The organism is Sneathiella sp. D3-11 (genome assembly GCF_055809395.1).
In genome coordinates, this window is record NZ_CM147911.1 from 991162 (window position 1) to 1016517 (window position 25356).

At 49.9% G+C, this 25356-nt stretch carries 29 protein-coding genes and 1 pseudogene; 15 read left to right on the top strand and 15 right to left on the bottom strand.

Annotated elements, in window-relative coordinates:
• Window positions 1-9 precede the first annotated feature (9 nt).
• Window positions 10-846, top strand: a complete 837-nt coding sequence (locus AC0L73_RS05260) for a hypothetical protein (protein ID WP_473655046.1) — start codon at window positions 10-12, stop codon at window positions 844-846.
• Here the strand turns inward: AC0L73_RS05260 and AC0L73_RS05265 are convergent.
• Window positions 843-1799, bottom strand: a complete 957-nt coding sequence (locus AC0L73_RS05265) for a GlxA family transcriptional regulator (protein WP_227949630.1) — start codon at window positions 1797-1799, stop codon at window positions 843-845. The genes AC0L73_RS05260 and AC0L73_RS05265 overlap by 4 nt on opposite strands.
• A 148-nt stretch (window positions 1800-1947) precedes the next feature.
• Window positions 1948-2643: a 2OG-Fe(II) oxygenase gene (locus tag AC0L73_RS05270; RefSeq protein ID WP_473655047.1), complete on the bottom strand. Its 696-nt coding sequence runs from the start codon at window positions 2641-2643 to the stop codon at window positions 1948-1950.
• 141 nt (window positions 2644-2784) lie between these two features.
• Between AC0L73_RS05270 and AC0L73_RS05275 the strand changes: the two genes are divergently transcribed.
• From AC0L73_RS05275 to AC0L73_RS05285, 3 genes are read left to right on the top strand one after another with little or no spacing between them, the layout of a single operon-like run.
• Window positions 2785-3150 (top strand): NAD-dependent epimerase/dehydratase family protein, encoded by a 366-nt coding sequence (locus AC0L73_RS05275; RefSeq protein WP_473655048.1) that lies wholly within the window; start codon window positions 2785-2787, stop codon window positions 3148-3150.
• Window positions 3081-3806, top strand: a complete 726-nt coding sequence (locus tag AC0L73_RS05280; protein ID WP_473655049.1) for an NAD-dependent epimerase/dehydratase family protein — start codon at window positions 3081-3083, stop codon at window positions 3804-3806. The genes AC0L73_RS05275 and AC0L73_RS05280 overlap by 70 nt, the downstream gene beginning before the upstream one ends.
• 20 nt (window positions 3807-3826) lie before the next feature.
• On the top strand, window positions 3827-4726 hold the full coding sequence (locus tag AC0L73_RS05285; RefSeq protein WP_473655050.1) for a DMT family transporter: 900 nt from the start codon (window positions 3827-3829) through the stop codon (window positions 4724-4726).
• On the opposite strand, the gene AC0L73_RS05290 is transcribed toward AC0L73_RS05285, so the two are convergent.
• Window positions 4705-5424 carry a cell wall hydrolase gene (locus tag AC0L73_RS05290; RefSeq protein ID WP_227949621.1) on the bottom strand — a complete coding sequence of 240 codons (720 nt, stop codon included), beginning with the start codon at window positions 5422-5424 and terminating at the stop codon, window positions 4705-4707. The two genes, AC0L73_RS05285 and AC0L73_RS05290, sit on opposite strands and share 22 nt — an antisense overlap.
• A 678-nt stretch (window positions 5425-6102) precedes the next feature.
• On the opposite strand from AC0L73_RS05290, the gene AC0L73_RS05295 reads away from it, so the two are divergent.
• Window positions 6103-6423, top strand: coding sequence for an ArsR/SmtB family transcription factor (locus AC0L73_RS05295; protein ID WP_227949618.1), 321 nt, complete (start codon window positions 6103-6105; stop codon window positions 6421-6423).
• Between the two features lie 79 nt (window positions 6424-6502).
• Here AC0L73_RS05295 and AC0L73_RS05300 read toward each other — a convergent pair whose 3' ends face one another.
• Window positions 6503-7498: an NADPH:quinone oxidoreductase family protein gene (locus tag AC0L73_RS05300; protein WP_473655051.1), complete on the bottom strand. Its 996-nt coding sequence runs from the start codon at window positions 7496-7498 to the stop codon at window positions 6503-6505.
• Between the two features lie 144 nt (window positions 7499-7642).
• On the opposite strand from AC0L73_RS05300, the gene AC0L73_RS05305 reads away from it, so the two are divergent.
• Window positions 7643-8392, top strand: coding sequence for a cytochrome c biogenesis CcdA family protein (locus AC0L73_RS05305; protein ID WP_473655052.1), 750 nt, complete (start codon window positions 7643-7645; stop codon window positions 8390-8392).
• A 313-nt stretch (window positions 8393-8705) separates the two neighbouring features.
• Complete coding sequence (locus AC0L73_RS05310; RefSeq protein WP_227949611.1) at window positions 8706-9398, top strand: SOS response-associated peptidase; 693 nt, start codon at window positions 8706-8708, stop codon at window positions 9396-9398.
• Here the strand turns inward: AC0L73_RS05310 and AC0L73_RS05315 are convergent.
• The gene (locus tag AC0L73_RS05315) at window positions 9395-10300 is read right to left on the bottom strand and encodes an RNA polymerase factor sigma-32 (RefSeq protein WP_227949609.1); all 906 of its coding nucleotides are present in this window, start codon (window positions 10298-10300) and stop codon (window positions 9395-9397) included. The two genes, AC0L73_RS05310 and AC0L73_RS05315, sit on opposite strands and share 4 nt — an antisense overlap.
• Window positions 10301-10529: 229 nt before the next feature.
• On the bottom strand, window positions 10530-11768 hold the full coding sequence (locus tag AC0L73_RS05320) for an MFS transporter (protein WP_227949607.1): 1239 nt from the start codon (window positions 11766-11768) through the stop codon (window positions 10530-10532).
• Window positions 11769-11965: 197 nt separating this feature from the next.
• Between AC0L73_RS05320 and AC0L73_RS05325 the strand changes: the two genes are divergently transcribed.
• From AC0L73_RS05325 to AC0L73_RS05335, 3 genes and pseudogenes are all read left to right on the top strand, one after another.
• The gene (locus AC0L73_RS05325; RefSeq protein WP_227949605.1) at window positions 11966-12604 is read left to right on the top strand and encodes a carbonic anhydrase; all 639 of its coding nucleotides are present in this window, start codon (window positions 11966-11968) and stop codon (window positions 12602-12604) included.
• Window positions 12605-12736: 132 nt separating this feature from the next.
• On the top strand, window positions 12737-13582 hold the full coding sequence (locus AC0L73_RS05330) for an AAA family ATPase (protein WP_227949603.1): 846 nt from the start codon (window positions 12737-12739) through the stop codon (window positions 13580-13582).
• A 12-nt stretch (window positions 13583-13594) separates the two neighbouring features.
• Window positions 13595-14774: pseudogene (locus AC0L73_RS05335) on the top strand (vWA domain-containing protein).
• 29 nt (window positions 14775-14803) lie between these two features.
• Here AC0L73_RS05335 and AC0L73_RS05340 read toward each other — a convergent pair.
• The 5 genes from AC0L73_RS05340 to AC0L73_RS05360 form a co-directional block, all read right to left on the bottom strand.
• Window positions 14804-15586 carry a class I SAM-dependent methyltransferase gene (locus tag AC0L73_RS05340; protein ID WP_227949598.1) on the bottom strand — a complete coding sequence of 261 codons (783 nt, stop codon included), beginning with the start codon at window positions 15584-15586 and terminating at the stop codon, window positions 14804-14806.
• A gap of 100 nt (window positions 15587-15686) precedes the next feature.
• Window positions 15687-16241 carry a paraquat-inducible protein A gene (locus tag AC0L73_RS05345; RefSeq protein ID WP_227949596.1) on the bottom strand — a complete coding sequence of 185 codons (555 nt, stop codon included), beginning with the start codon at window positions 16239-16241 and terminating at the stop codon, window positions 15687-15689.
• 103 nt (window positions 16242-16344) lie between these two features.
• Window positions 16345-16776 (bottom strand): EamA family transporter, encoded by a 432-nt coding sequence (locus tag AC0L73_RS05350; RefSeq protein ID WP_227949594.1) that lies wholly within the window; start codon window positions 16774-16776, stop codon window positions 16345-16347.
• 65 nt (window positions 16777-16841) lie between these two features.
• Window positions 16842-17306, bottom strand: coding sequence for a MarR family winged helix-turn-helix transcriptional regulator (locus AC0L73_RS05355; protein WP_473655053.1), 465 nt, complete (start codon window positions 17304-17306; stop codon window positions 16842-16844).
• A gap of 60 nt (window positions 17307-17366) precedes the next feature.
• Window positions 17367-17921: a histidine phosphatase family protein gene (locus AC0L73_RS05360; protein WP_227949589.1), complete on the bottom strand. Its 555-nt coding sequence runs from the start codon at window positions 17919-17921 to the stop codon at window positions 17367-17369.
• Window positions 17922-18194: 273 nt separating this feature from the next.
• Here AC0L73_RS05360 and AC0L73_RS05365 point away from each other — a divergent pair, with 273 nt between their 5' ends.
• Complete coding sequence (locus AC0L73_RS05365) at window positions 18195-19073, top strand: LysR substrate-binding domain-containing protein (RefSeq protein WP_227949587.1); 879 nt, start codon at window positions 18195-18197, stop codon at window positions 19071-19073.
• Window positions 19074-19083: 10 nt separating this feature from the next.
• Here the strand turns inward: AC0L73_RS05365 and AC0L73_RS05370 are convergent, their stop codons facing one another.
• The 3 genes from AC0L73_RS05370 to AC0L73_RS05380 all read right to left on the bottom strand — a co-directional run bounded on the left by AC0L73_RS05370 (window position 19084) and on the right by AC0L73_RS05380 (window position 22242).
• Window positions 19084-19944, bottom strand: coding sequence for an MBL fold metallo-hydrolase (locus AC0L73_RS05370; RefSeq protein ID WP_473655054.1), 861 nt, complete (start codon window positions 19942-19944; stop codon window positions 19084-19086).
• Between the two features lie 149 nt (window positions 19945-20093).
• Window positions 20094-21269, bottom strand: a complete 1176-nt coding sequence (locus AC0L73_RS05375) for a M20 aminoacylase family protein (protein WP_227949583.1) — start codon at window positions 21267-21269, stop codon at window positions 20094-20096.
• A gap of 70 nt (window positions 21270-21339) precedes the next feature.
• Window positions 21340-22242, bottom strand: a complete 903-nt coding sequence (locus AC0L73_RS05380; protein ID WP_227949580.1) for a LysR family transcriptional regulator — start codon at window positions 22240-22242, stop codon at window positions 21340-21342.
• Window positions 22243-22344: 102 nt separating this feature from the next.
• Here AC0L73_RS05380 and AC0L73_RS05385 point away from each other — a divergent pair, with 102 nt between their 5' ends.
• Window positions 22345-22809: a PaaI family thioesterase gene (locus AC0L73_RS05385; protein ID WP_227949578.1), complete on the top strand. Its 465-nt coding sequence runs from the start codon at window positions 22345-22347 to the stop codon at window positions 22807-22809.
• Here the strand turns inward: AC0L73_RS05385 and AC0L73_RS05390 are convergent.
• A complete protein-coding gene (locus tag AC0L73_RS05390; RefSeq protein WP_473655055.1) occupies window positions 22691-23503 on the bottom strand; it encodes an NnrU family protein in 813 nt (270 codons plus the stop codon). The two genes, AC0L73_RS05385 and AC0L73_RS05390, sit on opposite strands and share 119 nt — an antisense overlap.
• Before the next feature lie 64 nt (window positions 23504-23567).
• Here AC0L73_RS05390 and AC0L73_RS05395 point away from each other — a divergent pair, with 64 nt between their 5' ends.
• The 3 genes from AC0L73_RS05395 to otnI are packed head-to-tail and all read left to right on the top strand — an operon-like array spanning window position 23568 to window position 25291.
• Window positions 23568-23981: a hypothetical protein gene (locus AC0L73_RS05395; RefSeq protein WP_473655056.1), complete on the top strand. Its 414-nt coding sequence runs from the start codon at window positions 23568-23570 to the stop codon at window positions 23979-23981.
• 16 nt (window positions 23982-23997) lie between these two features.
• Window positions 23998-24498: a xanthine phosphoribosyltransferase gene (gene gpt, locus AC0L73_RS05400; RefSeq protein WP_473655057.1), complete on the top strand. Its 501-nt coding sequence runs from the start codon at window positions 23998-24000 to the stop codon at window positions 24496-24498.
• Between the two features lie 4 nt (window positions 24499-24502).
• Window positions 24503-25291 (top strand): 2-oxo-tetronate isomerase, encoded by a 789-nt coding sequence (otnI, locus tag AC0L73_RS05405; RefSeq protein WP_227949569.1) that lies wholly within the window; start codon window positions 24503-24505, stop codon window positions 25289-25291.
• Window positions 25292-25356 lie beyond the last annotated feature (65 nt).

The following is a 25356-nucleotide window of genomic DNA, read 5'->3' on the forward strand; positions in this document are numbered from 1 at the left end:
ACTTAGGAGATGGCAGGTTCTTCCATTGCTGTTGTGCATTTGGTTCGCAAATCAAATGGCATGATGCCGTTTAGGAACTTCCTCTCCTCCTACAAAGCGCATCCCGAACCTCTCTGCCACGATCTCGTCCTGATTTTTAAGGATTTTGAGGAGAAGGAAAAAGCCCCCTATCTGGAACTGTTAGCCGACACAGCGTTTGTTGCGCATGATTTTCCGGGTGATGGCGGCCTTGATCTTGGTCCCTATTTCGACGTCAGTCAAAAGCTCGATTATGAATATTTCTGCTTTCTGAATTCCTTCAGTGAAATCCAGTCCGATAACTGGCTCACCCATCTCTATAATTGCTTTATCAACAATCAGGATGCCGGAATTGTCGGTGCGACCGGCAGTTGGGAAAGCACAGGGGCCGACGACCCGCCTTTTCCCAATCCCCACATCCGTACAAACGGATTTATTATTGCGGCGGATATCATGCGGCACCTCGAATTTTTCGAGATTAAGACGAAGGATGATGCCCGACATATGGAATCCGGGCATAAAGGCATTACGCGGCAGGTCCAGAAAATGGGGAAACTGCCTTATATTGTGGACCGAAACGGCACTTGCTGGCCGGTTGAAAATTGGCCAGAAAGCGCGACCTTTCGAAGCGGCAACCAAAGGGCATTGCTCATTTCCGACAACAGGACTAGAGCATTTGACGAGGGGGACGACTGGGCGCAGGAATATCTTTTTGACCTCGCCTGGACGGGAAAACCTTCAAAAGCCAATCCCTTCAAACGCCATAAAATGCGTCATCGCCTACGTCGTTTTTTAGAAAAAAGGCGGTCGAAAACAGGCAATTCCTAATTATACACCGGCTTGCGTTCGCGGCTGGGGCTAACGCCGTAGTATTCGCGGTAACTTTTGGCGAAATGCGAATGGGTGGAGAAGCCGGAGGCGATATAAATCTCCGTAATCGACATGCTGGTCTGCAGCAGTAAAAGGCGAGCATGCTCAAGGCGCATTTCCATATAATATCGCGCCGGAGATCGGCCGGTATGCTGCCGGAACAATCGTTCCACCTGCCTGATCGAGATGCTGACCTTCGCCGCCAGTTCATCCGGCGATAAAGGCTCTTCAATATTCTGCTCCATGATTTCAACGATTGTCAGCAGTTTCTGTGACTTGGCGGCGAGCTGGAGTTTTCTCACCACCTGCTGCTTGTCGCTATGGCTTCTAATTCGATCATGCATGAACTGCAGGGAGATATCATAGGCGAGCTTATCCCCATGTTCCTTCCCGATAATATGCAGTAGAAGATCAATGGCGGAAGTACCGCCCGCGCAGGTATAACGGCTACGGTCTATCTCAAAAATGCTGCCTGTAAAAATGACTTCCGGATAGCTCTCTTTCAGGCTGATCGCGCCCTCCCAATGAATAGTGCAGCGATAGCCATTCAGGAGCCCGGCAGCGGCCAGTATAAAGGCGCCAGTGCTGAGCGCGCCGATCTCGGTGCCATGATGTACAATGCGGCGTAGCTCCGCAAGGAGATGCTCATCCTTGATTTTGTCCGTACCGATCCCGCCGCAAACAAAAAGAATATCTAGATCCGCGGCATCCGCGAGCATCATGTCAGGAAGAATGCTGATCCCGTTGCTGGCCTCGACGCGTTGACCGTTGGGCGTGAGGATATTCCAGTCATAAAGATGGCGACCGCTCATCCGATTTGCGGATCGCAATGGTTCTATGGCGCTACTGAAACAAATCATGCTCGATTGTTCGGTCAGGAGAAACCCAAATTTTTTGGCTTTTTCTGTCATATACTGCCTCTGGCGCCTCCCAAACAACCATAGCAACTCTGGGCAGAAGACCGCCAGTCTCATGCCGCTTACAGGACAGTAATTCAAAGAATACACATCGCAAAGCGAAATCAACGGAGACACATCACCCGGATAACGGCGCAAAAGTTTATTTGGCGTCGTGAAAAATAATACCAAGCGTGTAGCGCTGTCCGCCCAAGACATCACTCACCCCATGGCGCATAGTAACGCGCACAGATCCGGTTTTTCCCTGTATCGGTCGCTGATTAACGGCGAAGATAACTGCATCCCCCTTGCGCAAGGGAACAACTCTCGCCCGCGATTGCTGACGCGCACGTTGTTCGGAGAGAATAAATTCCCCGCCTGAAAAATCAGTGTCTGGATCGCTCAGTAGTATGGCCACCTGCAATGGGAAAAGATGCTCGCCATATAGGTCCTGATGCAGCCGATTATAATCGCCCGCATTATACTTTAAAATCAATGGGGTTGGCCTCATCTGACCCGCGGCATGGCAGCGCGCTGTATAATCGCCAAGCTTATCGGGGTATCTCTCCCCATTTGATAGACGCACGGCCCAATCATTAGCGATATGCGCAAGCGGTGGATAAAGCACCTCACGCAAATTGGCGACCAGATCAGGCAGCGGATAGGCGAAATATTTATAATCTCCCTGACCATAACCATGTTGCTGCATCACTATATGACTTCGATAAAGTGTCTCATCTTCAAAATCTGCAATCAGGGAGGCGCATTGCGCCGGCGTCAGCAGATTTGTAATCATCGCATAGCCATTCTGATCAATCTTCTGACCCAGGTTCTGCAAATCGGCGCCATCACGTTTCATCCGGTTCTCCTGTCACGTTGCGGGATTTCCAGTCTCCTATTTTTCAGCATACTGTCTTCCCAGAAATCGACGTTCATTTTAATGCGACGCGGAAATGAAAGTTTCCCTATAATTAAGGCGAATATATTTATGGAGATCCAGATGAACGACAAAGGCCTCGTTACGGTCACCGGAGCGTCCGGTTTTATCGCGCTTCACACTATCCGATATCTACTCGACCAAGGATACTCGGTGCGCGGTACGATACGGAATATGGACCGTGTAGATGGATTGGTAAAGTCACTCGTCAAATATTGCAATGTAACGAATTTGAGCTTTATCCAAGTCGACCTCAGTAACGATTCCGGATGGACAGAAGCAATGACAGGTGCGGACTATCTGTTACATATGGCCTCCCCCTCCCAGCCGAAACACCAAAGGATGAAAACGAGCTTATTGTGCCAGCGCGGGATGGAGCCCTACGGGCCATTCGCGCGGCCGTCGATGCGGGCGTTAAGCGGATCGTGATGACATCCTCCATCGCGGCGGTGTCCGGTGGCCATGATAAATCCAAGACACTCAATGAAACTTACTGGAGCGATACCACAAAGGACATCGGCGCCTACCAGAAAAGCAAGACAATTGCGGAGCAATCTGCATGGGATTTGATACAGGCGCTGCCCGACGGAGAGAGGCCGGAATTCGCCGTTATCAATCCGGGCTTTGTGTTGGGCCCCATGATTGACGCGGACACCAGTGCCTCGCATGAGGTGGTGCGACGGCTGATGGCGCGCGAAGTGCCCGGCCTACCCAACATTGGCTTCAGCCTTGTGGATGTCCGGGATGTCGCGGGAGCCCATGTAACAGCCCTGACACATCCCGATGCACCGGGCAACCGCTACATCTGCGTTGCCGAATCCCTATCATTTCGGGAAATAGCCCGTCTGCTTCAATCGCACCTTGTGGCGCAAGGGTATAAAATCCCTCAGCGCTCAGTTCCGGATTGGCTGGTGCATTTCCTCGCACTGTTTAGCCCGACCTTCCGCCTTGTCGTCACCCGGCTCGGCCCCGCAACAAAGTTTGATACATCTCAAGTGCGTCAGCATTTCGGCTGGACACCAATGTCCATGGCGCAATCAATCACCGAGACTGCCGACAGCATGATCGCCCATAAAATCGTCTGACTTATAAAGAAAAGTGAGTAATGAAGGAAAAATCCCCTCACCTGTACGGCATTCTGATTACGGCGGCTGGCGTACTTCTCCTCACACCGGACGGGTTACTGGTGCGTCTTATCGGTGCGGACAGCGCGACAATCCTTTTCTGGCGCGGGCTGCTATTTGCAATTGGAATATTCGGCTTTTACCTGCTGCGCCGGGGTAGCACCACAATCGGTCTCATTAAGGCGATGGGTAGGCGCGGTGTGATTGCCGCACTGCTTTTTACATTTAGCACCTGTTTCTTTGTCCTTGCCCTCACACACACCAGCGCCGCAAACGCACTGGTCATTATTTCCACTGCCCCGTTGTTTGCCGCCCTTTTCTCCTGGCTCATCCTCAAAGAGACAATTCCGCTCTTCACCTGGGTCGCAATTGGCATCAGCATCGGCGGCATCAGTCTGATCTTCTTGGGAAGCGTCGGAGGGGGCAGTCGGCACGGTGATATTTATGCCCTCGTCTGCGCCTTTATGATTGCCGGTCAGATAACGACAGTGCGCCATGCCAAAAACATCGATATGGTCCCCTCACTCGGAATATCCGGACTGTTTACCGCCCTAATTGCCCTGCCCTTCAGTGCACCGCTCGCGATTACTGGCCTTGATTTCACCTATCTTTGTATTCTTGGACTGGTCGTCCTCCCCAGCGCATTCGGCCTGATCACAATTGGTCCGCGCTATATCTCCGCACCAGAGGTCAGCCTACTGATGCTGATGGAAAGTATACTGGGGCCGTTCTGGGTTTGGCTTGTTTTAGCTGAAGTGCCACGGCCAGAAACCATTCTCGGGGGAACCATCGTTATTACGACGCTGGTCATCCATACAGCTATTGCCTACCGCAAAAGCCGAACGATACCCGATGCAGGCTATATTGTTTCTTCGCGATAGAAAATGTGACTGCCGACCTGACCAAGTTTGCTCAGATGCGCACTCCATCTTGGGGAGACATAGGAGGCATGGTAGTGAGTGGCGCGCTTTGCGACGCCACTCCGCTCGCCTTTCATGACAAGGGCAACGACTTTAAGGGACTTCTCCCAAGCTGACGCGTTCTTGGGTCGGTCCGGCTGCCCGTCACAGGCAAAGGAGAACTGGCACCTATTTCGCAAATGCTGGTTCTGGAAAACGACGTTACAGGCCGAATCCGGATATCGTGAATCAACAATCCGATTGAGAATAACTTCGGCAATTGCCACCTGTCCGACAAGTGGCTCACTCCTCGCTTCAAAATAGACTGCCTGCGCGATGCACATTTCTTCCTGCGTAAAGGCCCGGCCGAAAAGATCAACGGACGCCAGAGAGTCATCAAGCTTGTCGCCGTTGGGCATATCCAGATTGGAAAGCGCGCCAAATGCTCTCGGAAGAGCAGGTAACTCCGCAAACTTCTTGTCCAATCGTGCAAGGTTGGCATGCTTAACAGCACCGGAGAAGGCAACATTCTCAATCGGCTTGGCCGATGCCCCGATTTGAAGAAGCAGGCTGAAGCCGATCACCATGGCGCCCAGAATGCTCATGGCGCCAAGGAACATACCAAATTCATGCGACTTTGCGTTCATCATCGAAACTATTTTGCTCAAGGGGCTCTGCATTGCCAGTTTTCCATTTTAGTATAATTTGTAATGCTGCACTTAACGCCATCTCAACCTTGTCAGAACTTTATCAACTCACTGCGCCTATCCTCATCCCCCTAATATGGGATAAGCCTCAGTTTATTTTACCTTCTATTAACCAATGCAAACGATTGATGGTTAATAAAATCTTACCAAGCACCTCTGTAAGCATTCGCCGAAACTCTGATTTAGTTTTACAAATCAATTAGTTAGAAAAATATCCGACATATTTTGGCGAATAGGTTCACTTACCCCTGATCCTATCCCCCAAATGGGGTATATGCCGAGACGTCGCATCAAGGACGCTGCGACAGATTAACAGCCCGAATGATTCACCAGAACCCTACTTTATCCGAGCGGCTGATTAGGTATCAGAGAATAACGTAATATACAAGAATTTGTAACTGACCGGCCTGCGACAAGTCGAAGAGAGCATAGAATCTTAAAATACCTAGCCACGCCAAAACACAAAAAACTCCGAAAAACGCAACAAAATCTGTGCATTACCTGCCTATAATTTGAGCGCGCTGCTCATAAATTAGAGTTTCACAAGTTTTTTTTGTTGTTTCATATTGTTTTCCTTGCATCAATCAATCTAGCTGTTATATCAGCTTATCAGAATTTTCAATTACAATAACAAAGTATATGGTTTTATTGATGAATATCACTTCTCTCCAAGATAAGGCGCATGACGCCAGCCGGTTTCTAAAGGCAATCTCCAACAAACATCGCCTCATGATTTTGTGCAATCTGGTCGAATCGGAACGTTCCGTCGGCGAGCTTGAGAAAATTGTTGGATTAAGCCAGTCGGCCCTTTCACAGCACCTCGCCCGTCTTCGTAAGGAAGAAGTTGTAAAGACACGGCGCGAGGCCCAGACGATATACTATTCCCTGCAGGACGAAAACATTGTCGATGTCCTTCGTTTGCTGGAAGGTATTTTTGTCGACGATTCCTCCAAGCTTGCAGAAGTTGCTTAAGCTTTAGCGGACAATAATAACGGGTGGCCATCCACTTGGCCCCCGTATTTTCTCAATTTAAATAATTTAATTGGTGGCCCTAATCTTCGATCAGGACGACCTGCTTGCCTGTCACATCCCGCCGTTCCATCGCGCGCAATGCGTCTGATATCTCTGCCAGAGCCCAGGTTCTTCCAATAATAGGCCGTAAATTCTCTGCCTCGGCAATTTTTCTAAGACCAATGTTTACGCGCGCTCCCGCCGCCGGGTCTCGACGGCCGAACTCTCCAGCGCGCACACCAATAACGGAACAACCTTTGGCTACCGTCAAGTCAGTCTTTAAAACACCGAATTCCCCACCGGCGAACCCCGCCACCAGCAATCGGCCAGACCAGGCGATACAATCCAGGCTCTTCTCAAAAAAAGTGCCGCCCACGGGATCGAGAATAACATCGGCACCCTTACCATCCGTGATTTCATTCACCCGGTCCGGAAAGGAGTGGTCGTGATAATTGATAAGATGATCGGCACCGCTCTCTTTTGCGACCTTAAGTTTATCCTCGGAACTTGCGGCTGCTATAACAGTTGCCCCGAGCGCCTTACCCAAAGCAACGGTCGCCTGACCGACTCCGCCGCCAGCGCCCAACACCAGCAATACCTCCCCCGCTTTCAATCGTCCTCGCTCAATAAGGGAGACATATGCCGTCAGGAAGGTCACCGAGAAGGCTGCTGCCTCGGCATAGGAAAGGTGCTTTGGCATTGGTTCTATTTGGGAAGCCTCGACCGTGGCATAAGCTGCAAACGCCCCGGTTTTGCTCTTGTATAGAACGGCATCACCAATTTGATATTGCCCATCGGGATCCGTCGTTTCCTCAACAACTCCCACCGCCTCCATGCCGAGAGTAAAGGGAAGCTCCGGCTTGAACTGATATTTACCGTATGTCATCAAAAGATCCGGAAAATTGAGTGCAGCTGCCTTTAAGCGGATACGCAGCTGCCCCGGTGCAAGTGGTTCCAACTGTTGAGGTTCGAGCCTCACCCCATCGGGGCCGCTAAGGTCGTGGCATATCGTCGCGGTGGCAAATTTGTTGGTCATTATATGTTCTTTTTATTCTAGACCTCTTATTGCTACCTTATTCTGCCAATTGATATCCAGTTTAATTTACGATCTTGTGACTGGATCGTGACTGGCAAAAGAGGTAACTGTGGCGCTGTCCCGGATGGAACGAGGTTAAGTGGAATGGCAGGTTTGGAGATATCATATCTGGCGGCGGCCGGAGGCGGTCTCATCAGCTTCCTGAGCCCCTGCGTCCTGCCGCTTGTGCCCGCCTACCTCTGCCTTGTTGCTGGAACCAGTCTGGAAGAGCTTGCGGAGCCGGGTCAGGACGACAGCATCAAGGGAATCAACTGGCAGGTTGTTGCAACGGCAGTCATATTCGTTCTTGGCTTTTCAACAGTGTTTGTCCTGCTCGGCGCATCCGCCTCCTATATCAATCGGCTGCTTATCGAGCATCTGGAGCTATTGTCCAAGATTGCCGGTGGCGTGATCATCTTGTTCGGTATACATATGACTGGCTTGGTTCGTATTCCCCTGCTTTATCGGGAGGCTCGGTTTAATGATCTTGAAAAGCCGCAAAGCTGGTTCGGCGCCTATGTTATTGGCCTTGCTTTCGGCTTTGGATGGACCCCCTGTATCGGGCCTATCTTGGGTACGATCCTCGCAATCGCTGCGAGCGAAAGCTCACTTGGTTATGGGGTTAGTCTGCTTGGGGTATATTCCCTTGGACTGGGTATTCCCTTCATGATTGCCGCTTTGGCAATCAACCACTTCCTTGTCTTCATGCGGAAGTTCAAGCGCTATTTCAAATTGGTCGAAATGGGAACTGGTCTAATTCTTATTGCCACCGGTTTGCTGATATTTACTGGGCAGTTCCAGATACTGGCCTATTGGTTTCTGGAAACCTTTCCGGGCCTTGCCACTCTCGGCTAAGCGCATTTTATCTAGCCAAAAACTGATGCCAATCCCAATATACCAACGACCATAATGGCGATAAACCAGGTTGCTTTAACTTCATCCGACATCTTTACTATCCCTAATATGGACAGCTGCCTTCAACAGCCTGTCACATGGCAGATTTACTCATTTTTATTAAGTAATCTTTGTTATGCGAGCACATATACAGCGAGAGCAGCCGTATCAAGTATCGAGTAATGGAAATGCTGGATAAACCGCTGAAAACGTGGGAGTTTGTATCGATGATCACAAAGATACGAAAAGTTACAATCTTATTGCGGTGGGTTTGATGTGCGGCCGGTTCAGTTTAACTAGTCCGATTGAAGCAATACGGCGGGTATTCGCTTTTCCTGAACGGCCCAATCTCCCCGCGCGCTATAACATTGCTCCAACAACCAATATCGCTGCCATCCGGATATCTGGTGAAAAGACGAAAGAAAGACATCATTATTTCCCTGCGCATTGGGGATTAATCCCGTCCTGGGCAAAATCCACCGAGTTTGCCGCCAAGATGATCAATGCCAGAAGCGAGACAGTCGCGGAGAAACCTTCCTATCGCGATGCCTACAAAAGCCGTCGCTGCCTGATACCAGCGAACGGGTTTTATGAATGGGAAAAACTATCTAAAGGCACAAAGCAACCCTGGTTCATCAGCGTGGAAGATATGCCGATCATTGCGTTTGCCGGACTCTGGGAAAGCTGGACATCACCTGAGGGTGAAATAGTTGAAAGCTGTACGATTCTGACAACAACCGCGAGCACCAGCATTACCTTCATACATCCACGCATGCCAGTCATTCTCGACCCGTCGGAATATGATGCCTGGCTCAGATGTGAGGCGGGAGCTGAATTGCTGACGTCTTTCGATGCCGACAGGATGAGCTTTTACAAAGTCTCCAACCGGGTCGGCAATGTGCGAAACGATGATGCAGACTTGCTCAAACCTCACGACCCACCACCGACGCAGGCGCGCTTGCTTTAGGAGTGGCTTTGACGACCGGAGACTAGCTCCGGGTTACGGCTTGCCTCCCGGCTGATCCGGACGACGGAGCTCTGGAGCTTTTCAAACGCCTTATGCTCAATCTGACGCACCCGCTCCTTCGTAATACCAAGACGACCGCCCAGCACTTCAAGTGTGGTTTTGTCGTCCTGAAGACGCCGTTCGCGAATGATGATCTGCTCACGATCCGTCAATTCCCGAAGTGCCGACTCAAGCCATTTTGAGCGGACCGCGCCATCGATATTACGCATGGTGTTTTCTTCCGGTGTCGGATTTGTGTCCTCCAGGAAGTCTTCAATGCTGCCATCTCCGTCCTCACCAATCGGGGCGTTGAGGGACTGGTCACGGCTTGACAACCGATGCGCCATTTTTTCGACGTCCTTCAATCCAATCTTCAGCTTTTCGGAAATTTCGATCAATGTATCCGACGAGAAGGCCGTATCGTCCATTGTCTGAATTTTCGCCCGCAACCATCGCAGATTGAAAAACAGGGATTTTTGGGACGCGCTGGTGCCTGAGCGTACAATTGACCAGTTTCTGAGAACATAGTCCTGCATCGCCGACTTGATCCACCAACTCGCGTATGTAGAAAAGCGGATTTCCCGCTCCGGCTCAAACTTGAAAGCAGCCTGCATCAGGCCGATATTCCCTTCCTGAACCAGATCGCTCATCGAGAGGCCGTAATTCCGAAACTTGGATGCCATTGATACAACCAGGCGCATATAAGCAGATACAAGCTCGTGCAACGCCTTCTCATCTCCTTTTTGCCGCCAGAGATAAGCCAGTTCGAATTCTCTCTCCCGCGAGAGCAGCGGGATAGACATCGCAGCCGAGACGAAGGCGCGATTACGGTTTTGCGTAGTTGCTGTCTCTTGCTTGTTCATGTGATCTTCCTCCCACTAAGTAAAGCCGAATGTCGACGCGGTGGAACTAGGCGCACATTATAACGGTTCTAATTTAAGGTTTTTTGACCGGATTTGCAATATCTTTGCGAGTTCACTGACGAAATTGTGATCAGCCACATATACGTGTTCTGTCTTGGTCTTATAGAGAAAAACTGTGTTGGAATAATGACAGAGCGCTAAGAGGGTCGCGCATCTTTAAGGTCCGAAATCAACTCTGCTGGCCGATCGAGTTTTCCAAAGATCCTGCATAAATTATCAGTGCGGCAACCAGCAAGCCTGCAACAAACAGGAAGGAAAGCTCGTATCCATTTGCCCCATATGCAGAAAGAATCCAGCCAAAAAGCGACTGCATAAAACCAACGCCGGTAATACTGATCAGGTTAAGCGTCGAATTAGCGCGCCCGACGAGATGGTCTGGAAAAGAATTTCGGCAATGTGCCGCCAGTACGACATAATATTGCTGCACGAACGCGATATAGACAAAAAGACACGTCACCGCCCATAGCGGCAGATGGTCGACCAAGCCGAGAATACTAAAGGCCACCAGTTCCGTCAAAACAGCCGTAATGACGATTTTCTTACGGCTACTGAAGTATCGATCCAGCGGTCCAAAAAACAGGGCACCGATCGGCACAACGATTGTCATCAAAAGCAAAATCTGCCCACGTTCAAATCCGTCCAGCCCGTAAGTACTCTCTAGATATGGTCCGCCCCACATTCCAAGCACGGCAACTGCCGGACCGTAAGCGACAAACCCCATGGCCAGAAGATTGAAGAATTTCGGATGCAGTAAAACTTCGCCATAACCTCGAACACTCTGTCCCATAGTTCCCGGCGTCGCACGGTCATACTGATATCCGGGAGGCACGTCCCGAATAATATAAATGCCGATCAACAACATCATCAGGGTAATAACCGCAATGACAACGAACGGTGCGCGCCATCCGTAATGCTCGATAATATAGGCCAATGGACCAGATGACATTACACCCCCAATACTGGACGCCGCCAGCAGCCAGGAGGCCATAGTCGCAAACTTCGTCGGTGGGAACCACTTTGCGAACAAAACATAAGACGACATCATGATAGCCGAATAACCTACACCAATCAGGATGCGCGAGATCAGCACTTCATTAAGATCTGTCGCAGAAGCCAGCATAAATGACCCGACGACACCCAATATTGTGATGCTGGGAATAATGATACGTGGTCCGAAACGATCAAGAGCCATGCCGGTCGGTACCTGGACAAGAGCGGAAGCAAAAAACAGCGCCGCCGCCGCAATACCAAGGCTTTCAACAGCTATCCCGAGGTCGTTAGCCAAGGGAAGCATGACTACCCCACCGGAATAGCGGTGAAATTGCCCCAGACCAAACAGCACCGAAACTACGAGAAAGATATAGAGTGCGCGTCTTTTAACTGCGGGAGGTCTTGGTTCCGGAGGCATACAGATTTCTAACTATTATTCTTAATTTCCCTAACGCTCCGCCCAAACGGGTAGTTTGTCAAATCATTTAGCCGAAATTCTGCTCCCAACGATAATTCAATAAAGAGTTCCCCAGACCAGAATATATGTTAAATAGTCGCCTTTGCGCGGGTCATGGAGCACGAATCGCCGATAGTCATTATACAAGGATCGGATTGATGGAAGAATTCAAGAAAGTGTTTGAGAAGAATAAGGCCTGGGCGGCGAGTACAACCGCGTCGGACCCCGACTTTTTCTCCCGCCTCGCCCATCAACAAACCCCGGAACATCTCTGGATTGGATGTTCAGATAGCCGCGTCCCCGCAAACCAAATTATGGATTTACCGCCAGGCGAGGTGTTTGTTCACCGCAATATTGCAAATATTGTTGTACCGTCAGATCTCAATTGCCTATCTGTGCTGCAATACGCCATCGAGGTCTTGAAAGTCAGACATGTGATTGTCTGTGGTCATTACGGCTGCGGTGGTATCGCTGCGGCGATGTCCTCTCACAAAAACGGCATGATCGACAACTGGCTGAGGCACATCCGGACGACCGCTCGCATATATAAGGACCTGATTGATGTGGCACCAAATCAGGACGAGAAGAACGATCTCCTTTGCGAGCTGAATGTCATCGAGCAAGTCCAGAATGTCTGCGCGACGACAATCGTTCAGGACGCATGGGACAATGGGCAAAAATTTGCTGTCCATGGCATCATTTATTCGGTGAAGAATGGCCTATTGAAAGATCTCCTCCATTGTGAGGCCGGCAACAAGGTAACTCATGGCGAAGACTTTCCCTCAGTCCTCAAGTAGGATGGTATTTTGACGCTAGTTAATAATGACAATCTGTCAAATAGCTTGATCAAAACGCCTGCGGGGCTTATTTTCCAATCAATAGCGCCATAGCAATCAATAGAATTAAGAAAAAGAAATCGAGAACACGGCATGAAATTTAAAGGTACTGATACATATGTTGCAACGGAAGATCTGATGATCGCCGTCAACGCCGCCATGACCCTGCAGCGTCCCCTTTTGATCAAGGGGGAGCCCGGCACCGGTAAGACCGTGCTGGCTCAGGAAGTGGCGAAAGCACTCGGCAAGCAGTTTATTGAATGGAACATCAAGTCCACCACAAAGGCGCAGCAGGGCCTCTATGAGTATGACGCTGTCTCGCGCCTGCGCGATTCACAGCTTGGTGATGACAAGGTGCATGACATTTCCAATTACATCCGCCCCGGCAAGATGTGGGAGGCTTTTACTGCCGACGAAAGCCCGATCCTGCTGATCGATGAGATAGATAAAGCGGATATCGAATTTCCGAACGATTTGCTGCAGGAACTCGATCGGATGGAGTTTTTCGTCTACGAAACACAGCAGACGATCAAGGCGGAACATCGGCCGCTGGTAATCATCACCTCGAATAATGAAAAGGAGCTGCCGGACGCCTTCTTGCGCCGCTGTTTCTTCCACTACATCAGCTTTCCTGATCAAGAAACGATGGAAAGAATCGTTGATGTTCATCATCCCGATGCAAAACAGGAATTAGTGCGGGACGCACTCAAGATCTTTTTTGATGTCCGGGAAACGCCGGGCCTCAAGAAAAAGCCATCAACCAGCGAATTGCTCGACTGGCTGAAGTTATTGATGAGCGAAGAGCTGCCGGAAGAAGTGCTACGCTCGAAAGATCCATCGAAGCTCATTCCTCCGCTTCACGGTGCACTCCTTAAAAATGAGCAGGACGTGCATCTCTTTGAACGGCTCGCCTTCCTTTCCCGCCGCGAACAGAGATAGGGCGGAACGGGCATGTTCACGAAATTCTTCTTCACCCTGAAAGAAGCCTCGGTCCCCGTGACTTTACGGGAATACCTGACCCTGATCGAGGCCCTCAAAGCCGGCTGCGCCGAATATTCGGTGAATGATTTTTACTATCTCGCCCGGGCGACACTCGTGAAGGATGAGAAGAATCTCGACAAGTTCGATCAGGTATTCGGCCATTGCTTTAACGGTATCGAGTTCATATCCGATGGGGCGGAAGTTGAGATTCCGGAAGAATGGCTCAAGAAGCTGGCGGAGCTTTCCCTCACCGACGAGGAAAAGGCTGAGGTCGAAGCCATGGGCGGCTGGGAAAAGCTTATGGAGACACTTCAGGAACGTCTGAAAGAGCAGGAAAAACGTCATCAGGGCGGCAACAAATGGATCGGTACCGCCGGAAAGTCTCCTTTCGGTGCCTATGGCTATAATCCCGAAGGGGTACGCATCGGCCAGAAAGAAAGCCGGAACCGCAAGGCAGTGAAGGTCTGGGACAAGCGCGAGTACAAAAACCTCGACGATAACGTCGAACTTGGCACCCGGAACATCAAGGTCGCCATGAAGCGACTACGTCAGTTCGCCCGCGAAGGAGCGGCAGAGGAACTGGATCTTGACGATACAATCCGGTCGACAGCGCGAAACGCTGGTTTTCTGGATCTTAAAATGCGGCCCGAGCGTCATAACACCGTCAAGGTCCTGATCCTGTTTGATATCGGCGGATCAATGGACGATCACATCAAGGCTTGTGAGGAGCTATTCTCGGCAGCGCGCACCGAATTCAAACATCTTGAATTCTATTATTTTCATAACTGCGTCTATGAAAAGCTATGGAAGGAAAACAGCCGCCGCCACACATCGTTCATGCCGACATGGGATGTGCTGCATACTTACCCCGCTGATTACAAGCTGATCATTGTCGGGGATGCAACCATGAGCCCATATGAAATCGCCTATGCGGGTGGCAGTGTCGAGCATTGGAATGAAGAAGCTGGTCAGGCACTGGATGGAGCGAATGCTGAACATCTATCACAAGGCCGTCTGGCTAAATCCGGTGCCGGAAAAATACTGGGATTACACCCCGTCAGTTCAGATGATGAAGCAACTGATGACAGACCGGATGTATCCGCTCACCATTGGTGGTCTTGAAAGTGCAATGAAGGAATTAAGCCGGTAAACAAATTTTAACCGGTTAATTCAAGCAATCTAGTAACGCGCCGGACGGGCGAACACCATCCATTTTCCGCCAAACGCGTTGGATAGCTTGTCAAATTCCGGGCTTATTTCCAGCAGCTTATGATGCATCGGGTTATTGTAGAGGAAGTATATAGGCTCCCGCACATCCGCAAGATCAACTGAAATGCGATCAAGTACTCCCCGCAGGACTTCCGGGCCGAAGGCATTGAAAACATAAATGACATGAGGTACCGGCGGCAAAGTATAGCCGGCGGCATCGCCATGGATCGAGGTCAGGGCACCCGCACGGACCATATCCCGTTGTTTCATTTCCTCAATATTCTGAAGGGCAACCTGATGTAGGTCGCCACTCAGTTCTATGCCTGTTACAGACTGGAAAGGGTAGCGCGCAGCCGCTGCCAAGATCGCCCCCTTGCCTGAGCCGTAATCGACAAAGTTATAGGCAGAGCAATCGATATGAAGCTTTTCGAGGACATCGCGGAATTCGTAATCTGATGCCGCCTCGTACCGGCTGGCAGAAGATCGCAACTCTTCAGGTATATCCAAATCATCCAGTTCGACAATACCGTCGGTATCGAGACCGCTTTCACGTATATTCTGCCGGTAAAACCGATAATCTTGCAAATAAGGGATATTGGCTTTCGCACAGGCAATCGCCAGGAGACCTAGAATTGTCCGGCCGATCCCACGATATTTTAAATTAACGAAGAGGGTCCTTAAGCTTCGTCGAAACTGATTATGCTCAACCTCAAGCCCGGGGTAGCGGGCGGTCTTGGTAAATACGAAACGCAACAACGGACATTCCTACACTTTAAAAAGACTAGTTTACGAAACTTTCTGGCCGCAAATATGGCAGGTTGTGAAAGTATCGGAGAAAATTCTTAATTTTCTTTTAGTCTTCCTCTTCTTCGACAAACTTAACGGCATTCATCAGCGGTTGAAGACGGGAAGCAACCAACTTTTGCATCGCCAAAGAGATGATGAGGTAGTAAACCGCCGCATGCAGAACAAGGCCGGTATCAGCACGCGAAGCAAGATAGATCATCGCACCAATAACAAAGAGGCTACAAAACCAGAGCCTGCCAAGCTGGCGAAGCAATCCTGCCTTGCGGAGGAATTTATTGTCCGTCAGTTCATACTTGTACCAAAGCTCGAACGCCGTTGAAAGAAGGACGACGGGCAGCAAAATGGCAAGAACTGCAATCAACAAGGCAATCCCTCCCTGCCCACTCTTGAGAAGTGCGGCCATTCCGCTTAATAGCGAGAAACTTCCATTTAGACCGGCAAACCCGTCGCTTGTCATTATCGGTTGTGTAATCGCAAGCCCGAGTAGCGCTGCGGAGATGAGCAAGATAATCCCAAGATAGCGATCCCCATTTTTTGCATACTTTGCAATTGTCTGCCGGTCCGGCCGCCCTACCAGTATCCGTTCAACCACCCAATGCATGCCACACCCTCTTTTTTCCAGATATTTGAGATTTGCTTATACCTATTTGGAATGAAGGCGAGAAATCAAAATTTGAACTGGGGTACATGTTGTCCGGCTGCTTTTAGTTGACTGAGATTAGAATTGCGCCGCTGGCGATCAGGCCAACACCGAGCCACGCGGGTGCTGAGAGATTTTCACCGAGAAACAATGCCGCAATTATGGCGACGAAAACGACACTTAATTTATCGACAGGCGCAACCTGAGATGCCTTGCCAATTTGAAGGGCCCGAAAATAGCAAAGCCAGGATGCCCCGGTCGCAAGGCCAGAAAGGGTTAAAAATATCAATGATTTGTTGGGTATTTCGCCAACAGGCTGAAACTCACCGGTAAACAAAAGAAGCAAGGCCAACGCCACAACAACAACAACCGTTCGTAAGAAGGTCGCAAAATTGGGATTGACTTCACTCACCCCGACTTTGGCCAATATGGCTGTCAATGCCGCAAAAACGGCGGCCAACAATGCCCAAAATTGCCAGTATCCGGAATAATTCATAGCGTCTTTTCACCTCCGGTTTTGCTACCAAGGTAGTCTACCGTATTATTGACCTAGAGGTAGCGTCAGCTAATTTTTTTAAGCAAAGCCAGAAAGAGTTCCTGCTCATCCTCCGTGAGAGGTTCGAGCGTGTCGTCCGTAATATCAAAACCATAAGGAATGATATCCTCCGTCAGTTCAAGTCCAGCCTCCGTCAGCCGCAGAAGCATGCGACGGCGATCCGTTTCATCCGGTCGTATCTGAACAAGGCCGCGGTCGATCAGGCGACGGGTCACCCCCTGAATTGTCGCCGGGTCCATCGCGGTCAAACGACCCAGGTGATTTTGCGACAACTCCCCCTCATCTCTCAGCTTGGTGAGCGCCGCAAATTGTGTTGGGGTGATTTGCACATGCCCCATATAAGATTGGAATATAGAACTCGCGCGCTGATGCGCCCGGCGCAGCAGATGCCCGATCTGATCCTGAACCACATAGTCGTCAATAGGTCGATCATTCTCCACCCGAGGCTTTAACGATTTCATATTCGTCATATCGGCCAACATTTCTATATCTGTTAAATCAGGATCAAGCTGCCGAACCGCAAATGGCGGTCACTTTACAACTGTATCAGCTTCCTGACCTTTTTCAATGAGGCTCATCGTATCACCGGAAAGCTGAATTTTGGTGATCGAGCAATGATTAGGACGAAATACAACCACATCATCGCTTTCTTCAATGGCACCAACAATCGCATTAATAACAACGAAATGGGTAACAAAAACCGCATCTTTAGTCTGATTTCGGGTGAAATCGAGAATAGTCGACCGCCATCCCTGCAAATGCTCCGACTGCTGCGACCACTTTCCTTCCAGCACGTTTGTCAGCCAAGCACGCCTATTTCCAAGATCCAAGCCTGCAGAGGGGACCTCAGAGAGTTCAGGGGTGATAATCGCCCCCTCCTGCCATAAGTCCGCGAGCGGGGATGCCGTCTCCTGAGTGCGGTTAAGAGGGCTGCTGTACAAATTTACAGGTGCAATCTCCCCATGTAGCCGTGCGGCCATTTCCTGAGCTTGAAGAACTCCTTTTTCACTCAAACCTGGATCTAAGGCTTGATCCCAAGATCCGGCAGCCTCGCCATGACGAACTAAATATACTATTGTACTCACATCCACTCCTTATTGTAGCAAAACGGCACCAACGTTATAGACTCGTTTGATTGGAAAGCAAAAAACTACATCATAAACGAGAAATGCGAAGGCAAGATGTCAGCCAACTGTGAAAACCACACCTAAAAACACCCTGTATTATTGTATTAAGAATTATTATTTCAATTGACAAGTGTTAACACATAACTTAATCGTCAGTTATACTTGTTCAATACTCCAGTGAGAGGCCTAAATGTGGAAAACCAAATCATGATGTAGACCGGGACTGCGACGATGAACCATGCACAGCTGAAAGCGTTTCACGCCGTGGCCGAAACAGGTGGATTTTCTTCCGCCGCGAAAATGCTGGGTCTCACACAACCGGCCGTCACACTTCAGGTTCAGGCGCTGGAGCAGAACTACAACACGAAGTTATTCCAGCGGCACGGGCGGAAGACGGAGATCACATCGTCAGGCAAAATGCTGTTGAAGCTGTCCAAACGGATCTTCAATCTGGAAGCAGAGGCACACACACTCCTTACCTCTCTAGACACTATGGAGGCTGGAAACCTGAACGTTATCGCCCCCTCCTCCCTTCAGGCCTTACCGTTTCTTTCCGTTTTTCATTCAAAATATCCGAAAATCCGTCTTTCCTTTTTGAGCTTTCCGCCCTCGCAAATAGAGAAAGAAATTACAGATTTTCGAGCCGATATCGCCATTCAACATTTGCCGCCAGAAGATAACCGACTGTTTACGCAAAAAATCGATGAAACGCCCCTGAAACTCGCTGTATCAAAAGATCATGCTTGGTCACAGAAGCAAACGGTAACCCTGAAAGAGCTCAAAGAGCTGACAGATCCGATAATCATCCCCCCTTCCGAACTGGAAGCCACAGGAAAATTACGAGGGCATTGGTCAACATACTTCAACTTTGGCGTCAAACAGACACTAATGCTACAAAGTAGGGAGATCGGGCGAGAAGCCGTGGCAAATAGTCTTGGAGTCGCGTTTTATACCGATGCAGATATCCGCTGGGACAAACGTATTCATGGGATTGAGATAGAAGATGAGCGCTTTAAAGAAGCGACATATATTACTTGCTTGAAAGAAGAACGCCAATCCCGCCTGATTGCCTCTTTCTTTGAGTCGACTATCAGTACTGACAATCCATAGCCTCAATCAATCACCGCGCGACGGAGATTTTATTCGAATAGCTTTCAGTCTTGATTTCTACCTTCATCCCCTCGCGAGCGACAAAGGCATTTGGCCAAGCGTTATAGGCGTCCTTGGCAACCTGATCCATGAATGTATCATCATGGGTTGGATCATGATGGAATATTGCCAATTGCCCAACATGCGCGGCCTTACACAAGCGTACCCCTTCCTGCCAGGTCGAATGTCCCCAGCCCTTAAACTGCGGATACTCCTCATCTGTATAGGTGGAATCATAAATAACCAGATCCGCACCCTCGATAAGATCAAGGATGTCCTGATCGGGATGGCCGATTACATGCTCAGTGTCGGTAATGTAGCAAATCGATTTGTCTTCAAATTCGATCCGATATCCCGTGCCGCCATCTGGATGCTTCATTGGCGCGGTTCGAATGAAAATGCCATCCCCCAAAGAGAAGGAATCGCCCGCTTTGAAGTCCTCAAAACTCAAATTCGCGGCAAGTTCGCTAAAAGGCACGGGAAACGTCGGTTGGCACATTTGCGAAGAAAGAACCTTCTTGATGCCTCCCAACTGGCTTAAATGCCCCGCCATGACCTTGATATTGACGTCATCACGATAGATCGGACAGAAAAAGGGAAAGCCATTGATATGGTCCCAATGGGTGTGTGATTGCAGGAAGAGGTAGTCTTTTAAGTTTCGGCGCATCAGGCATTCGCCAAGCAGTCGAACCCCTGTACCAGCATCAAGAATGATTGTGCGATCATTAACGTTCACCTCCACACAGGAGGTGTTTCCGCCATATTTCATATGATCAGGCGACGGTGTTGCGATTGAACCCCGAACGCCCCAAAATGTCACATTCATACTCATTAAAGTTTGCATCAATCCCAAATTATATAACATCGATGATAACTAATGTGATCTTACCGAACGATGAATTCCACCAAGTTTTCCATGCTTTTGTAACCGTGATCACGAAAAAGTGGTTAGAATCCTGCGAAACTTAAACATTGTTGCGGCTAAGTTGCGTCCTGGGTAAGAATCCGTTCCGTCAGCCGGGCCCAGTAACTCGCACCCAGTGGCAGGATTTCATCGTTGAAATCGTAATTCGGGTTATGCACATGGCAGCTTCCTTCCCCCGATCCATTGGCAATCATGAGGTAACAGCCCGGACGCTCCCGCAGCATCCATGAAAAATCTTCTGCGCCCATAACCGGAGTTACATTCTTATTGACCCCGGCATCCCCCACAAGTTCGACAGCGGCGGCAATAGCCTCATCGGTTTCATCCGAGGTGTTGATCGTCGGCGCATAGCGGCGGTCATAGTTAAACTCTGCTTTGGCACCATGAGCTTCAGCAATTCCGACAGCGATCTGCCGCATCCGGTTTTCAATCATATCCTGGACATCCGGGTCAAACGCGCGGGTCGTCCCTTTCAGGACCACATCCGCAGGAATAACATTCCCCGTATGTCCACCATTGATCTGGGCAACAGTTACGACAGCGGACTGAAGCGGGTCAACATTCCGGCTGACAATATTCTGCCAGGCCAACACAATCTCAGAGGCGATGACGACGGGGTCCGTCGCCAGATGCGGAAACGCACCATGCCCGCCGTTACCGATAATACGAGCTTCGAAGAAGTCCGCGGACGCCATAATCGGGCCTTTACAAACTGCAAAGCTCCCCACTTCATGCCCCGGCATATTATGCATGCCATAAACGCTATCCACAGGGAACATATCGAAGAGACCATCGCTGATCATTACCCGACCGCCTGCGACATTTTCCTCCGCCGGCTGAAAAATGAAGCGGACGGTGCCATCAAAATTTTTGGATTGCGCAAGATATTTTGCTGCCCCCAGCAACATAACTGTATGGCCATCATGACCACAGCCATGCATTTTGCCATCAATCTGTGACCGGTGCTCAAACTCATTCAGTTCCTGCAGATCAAGAGCATCCATATCCGCCCTCAGACCAATTGCCCGATTACCACTTCCCTGCGTCAACGTCCCGACAACGCCTGTCTTTGCCAATCCACGATGCACCTCAATGCCAAAGCTTTCCAGTTTTTCGGCAACAAAATCAGACGTCTTGTATTCCTCAAAAGCTGTTTCCGGATGCTTGTGGATTTTATGGCGCCATTCTGTAAGCTCTGCATGCATCTCATTGATTTCAGGAAGTATCTTCATTGTTATTTTCCTTATGCCTAATGCGCGGTGTTTGCAAAAAACACTATCACATATAAACTGCCTTCGACAATCAGGGTCGTAAATCTTCCCCAAGCAAAAATTCCCGATCATCGCGAAAGCGCTCATACAGGAAATCAAGAAGCGTGCGAATGCGTCCGGCGTTCACCAAATCGCGGTGGGTCAGCAGCCAGATATCAAATTTCAGATTGATTTCTGCCGATAACAAACGAACAACCCGGTCATCGCGTGGTACAAGATAATGAGGCGCGACGAATAGCCCAATTCCGCTTTGCACGGCGGCAATCTGCGCGGCAACGGTATCGCATCGAAACTTTATGTTGCCCGGCGGCGCAATCTTCTCCAAGGCGGCAGAAAACGGTAGACGATCCCGCCCTGATTGCCAGCCGATAAAATCATGGCTGACAAGGTCCGCCATTGCTGCCGGGCGGCCTCGCCTCTCAAGATAGGATTTCGCGCCATATAGACCGAAACCTGTGCGACCGACTTTACGGCCGATTAGATCGGATACGCGCGGATTAGCGAGCCGTAATGCGATATCTGCTTCGCGACGGCGCAAATCGACAACAGATATATCGAGCATTAAATCAAACTTGATACTGGGGTGGTATACCTGAAACTGACTGAGTTTCGGGGTTAGCCAATAGCTGCCAAACCCTTCCGTCGCTGAAATCCGGATCGTCCCTGAAAGGGATTTGTCCAACCCGCTGATTATCTGCTCAACACCGTCAAGGTCTGAGGCGACGGTCTTAATTCTCTCCCGTATTTGCTGCCCCGCTGACGTCAGTAAATAGCCATGGGACGCCCGCTCGAATAGCCGGGTTTCCAGCCTTTTTTCAAGTTCAGCAATCTGCCGTCCGACAGTCGGCTGGGAAACGGACAATTGGCGAGCGGCGGCAGACAAGCTGCCTGTTTCCGCAACGGCCAAAAAATATCGATAGTAATCCCAAGACATATTTATACATTTTTGAATAGAGTGTATTCAAAATTAGCATATTTTCGTTTTAAGAAAAAACCATATCTTTCAGGCAATAGATTACTGACATAAGGGATACCCATGATGAACGCCCTCGATAAAAAGAAAATGCTGGAACAGGCCCGCAAGGAAATGACGGGCATGGAGCAATTACAGTCCGTAATTGACGGCGGTGTCCAGCCACCAATTGGTCAGACCCTTGAATTTGAACTTTCTGAAATTTCGCCTGGTAAAGCTGTTTTTACGGGGCATCCGGGCGAGAAGCATTTAAATCCGATCGGCTCAGTACATGGCGGGTATGCCGCAACACTCCTCGATAGTGCCCTAGGCTGCGCCATCCACACAGTTTTAGAGCCTGGGGAGCGCTATACGACTGTCGATCTCAATATTAAGTATCTGCGAGCAATGCTGCCCGGCATGGGTAAGGTTACGGCAACAGCGGAAGTTGTTCACAAGGGCCGAAAAATAGCCACATCAGAAGCCCGGCTTGTCGGCGAAGATGGCAAGCTTTACGCCACCGGAAATACCACCTGCGCCATCTATTAAGCCTATATTGGACCGGGGAGACGCCAAAGGCCAGCGGATGAAGGAGATACATCACCGCGAACAAGGCTACCCCGGCTAATACACGCCACCAAAGCGGTTTGATCGACAGCGACGCCCGACCCTGAATAATTGCCGCAAAGGGGATGTTCGATGTACGTGCCGTATACGGGGTCCAGCCCTCCCCCAACTGCCGTGCCTTCTTCGCATCAATTAAAAAAGTCCCGGCAAACGCAAGCAAGCCAAAGGTTCCGAAAAAGACGACCGATGTGATATCGCCATTATTGACGATATGCGCAATGGACCAGAGCGTGAAACTCCACATCATCGGATGGCGTGTAATTGCATTGATACCGCTATATGCGCTCTCTTTTCCAAGCATTTTGTCAGCCCCGACTGACGTCGGGTTCGGGCTTGTAATGGCGCTGAAAAATAGAATGAAGGCGATGAGCATGAGCAGCATCGCAAGATGCCGCCCGCCATTGCCCGCATCCCAAAGCATGTCCCCAAATGGCGCTGCACGATAGGCAATAATCAGCCAAATTAGGATTGCAATCGAAAGCAAGCTGAAGCCTGCCATATAGGCCTTTTCGCCAATACGGGAGACGACCCTTTCGCGCAAAACACTTGACGGAACAATATGAATTAGGAGGAAAGCCAGCGCGGCTAGAATAAGTTCACCAACGGTTCCGGTCATAGTTCTGCCCCATCATCTGATAATCGGATTTCGGAAGTTTGACACCAAATGCAGGATACCAAAAGTGTTTTCAGGGGGAAATTGTGCTTATGCGACACCCGTCACACTTCATATGAAGCCAAAATTAGTGGCGTGCGCCATATTTGTCGACCATCCTTATCCCTTCCGCTGTTATTTTGCAGACGAGCCAGTCGGGCTTGATGGGATTGTCAAACCAAGTCTTCACCCAGCCCTTTTTCAGGCAACTTCTTATGACGGTCTTGCTGATCTGTTGTCCGTTCGGATCAAAAAGCGGCAGCTTACCCCCGGCTGGAACCGGCCAAGCCGAAGATATTTAAGTTGTGCCGCACTCGGGGATCTTGATGCCATTAAGAAAACCTACTTCAATTCTGTTTTTGAAAAAAGACCTCACAAGAGGCTTTCGCGAAAAGGACGCTTTAAATCTTATCAAAGCCGGTTTAAAACATTCCAAACGTAAAATCGGGGGGACACCAATGTCGACTGACGCAGGCTATACGAAGTATTTTCCTGTTTCCTGGGAGGAATTGCACCGAAATGGCCGGGCGCTTGCATGGCGTTTGATGGAGAAGGCACCGTTTAAGGGCGTCATCGCAGTAACGCGTGGCGGTCTTGTTCCGGCAACTATTGTCGCGCGGGAACTTGATGTCCGCCATATTGATACAGTCTGTATAGCCGCTTATCGCGATGATAAATCTGTTGGCGAGGTGAATATCATCAAAGGTCTGGATTTACCCGACGGGGGTGAAGGTTGGGTCATTGTGGACGACCTTGTTGATAGCGGCATTACCGCACGTCATGTCCGCAAGATGGTCCCCAACGCCCATTTCGCGACGATTTATGGCAAACCCAAAGGGCTGGAGCAAGTCGATACATTCATCACGGAAGTCAGCCAGGATACATGGATTCTCTTTCCGTGGGATCAGGCGCCCTCCTTCGTCAAACCGATTGTTGAAGAAAATCGCGAGAGGAAATAACGGCTTGTCCTTAAAATTCGCCGCCAACCTTAGCTTTCTCTATCAGGAAGTTCCGTTTCTGGATCGTTTTGACGCTGCCGCCCAAGATGGCTTCAGTGGCGTGGAGTATCTGTTCCCTTATGATTTTGATCCGGCGGAGATAAAAAAGCGCCTCGATGACAACGGCCTGACCCAGGCGCTTTTTAACTTGTCGGCAGGTAATTTCGAAAAAGGGGAGCGAGGCCTCGCCAGTCAGACCGGACGAGACGCTGAATTTCAGGCTAGCCTTGATCAGGCGATTGAATATGCCAACGCACTCGGCTGCACGCGGCTCCATGTTATGGCAGGCCTTCGGGATACTACGATTACCGAGAATACTCAGCTCGCCGTGTACCGCAACAACCTGCAAAAAGCCGCCGCCGCATGCGAACAGAGCGGCATTACTGCCTTGATTGAGCCAATAAACACACAGGATATGCCGGGCTATTTCCTCGATAGCGCGAGCAAGGCAGCAGAATTGATTGAGGAAATAGATCATCCGAACTTGCGTCTGCAGTTCGATATCTATCATGTCCAGCGCACGGATGGCGATATTGTTCGCCAGTATAAAAAATTCGCTCCATTGATCGGGCATCTACAGATTGCCAATCCACCGGACCGTTTTGAACCAGATAACGGCGAGATCAATTATCCCTATATTTTTGATCTGCTTGAGGCGGATGGATATGACGGATGGATCGGCTGCGAATATAAACCCTCATCAACCACCCGGGAAACGCTCGGCTGGGCGCAAAAGTTTCTGAATTCGGCTTAATAATAGCCCCGAACTTATTGAAACTTTAAGACAATCAAGATACATCTGGTTGTCACGAATAATAA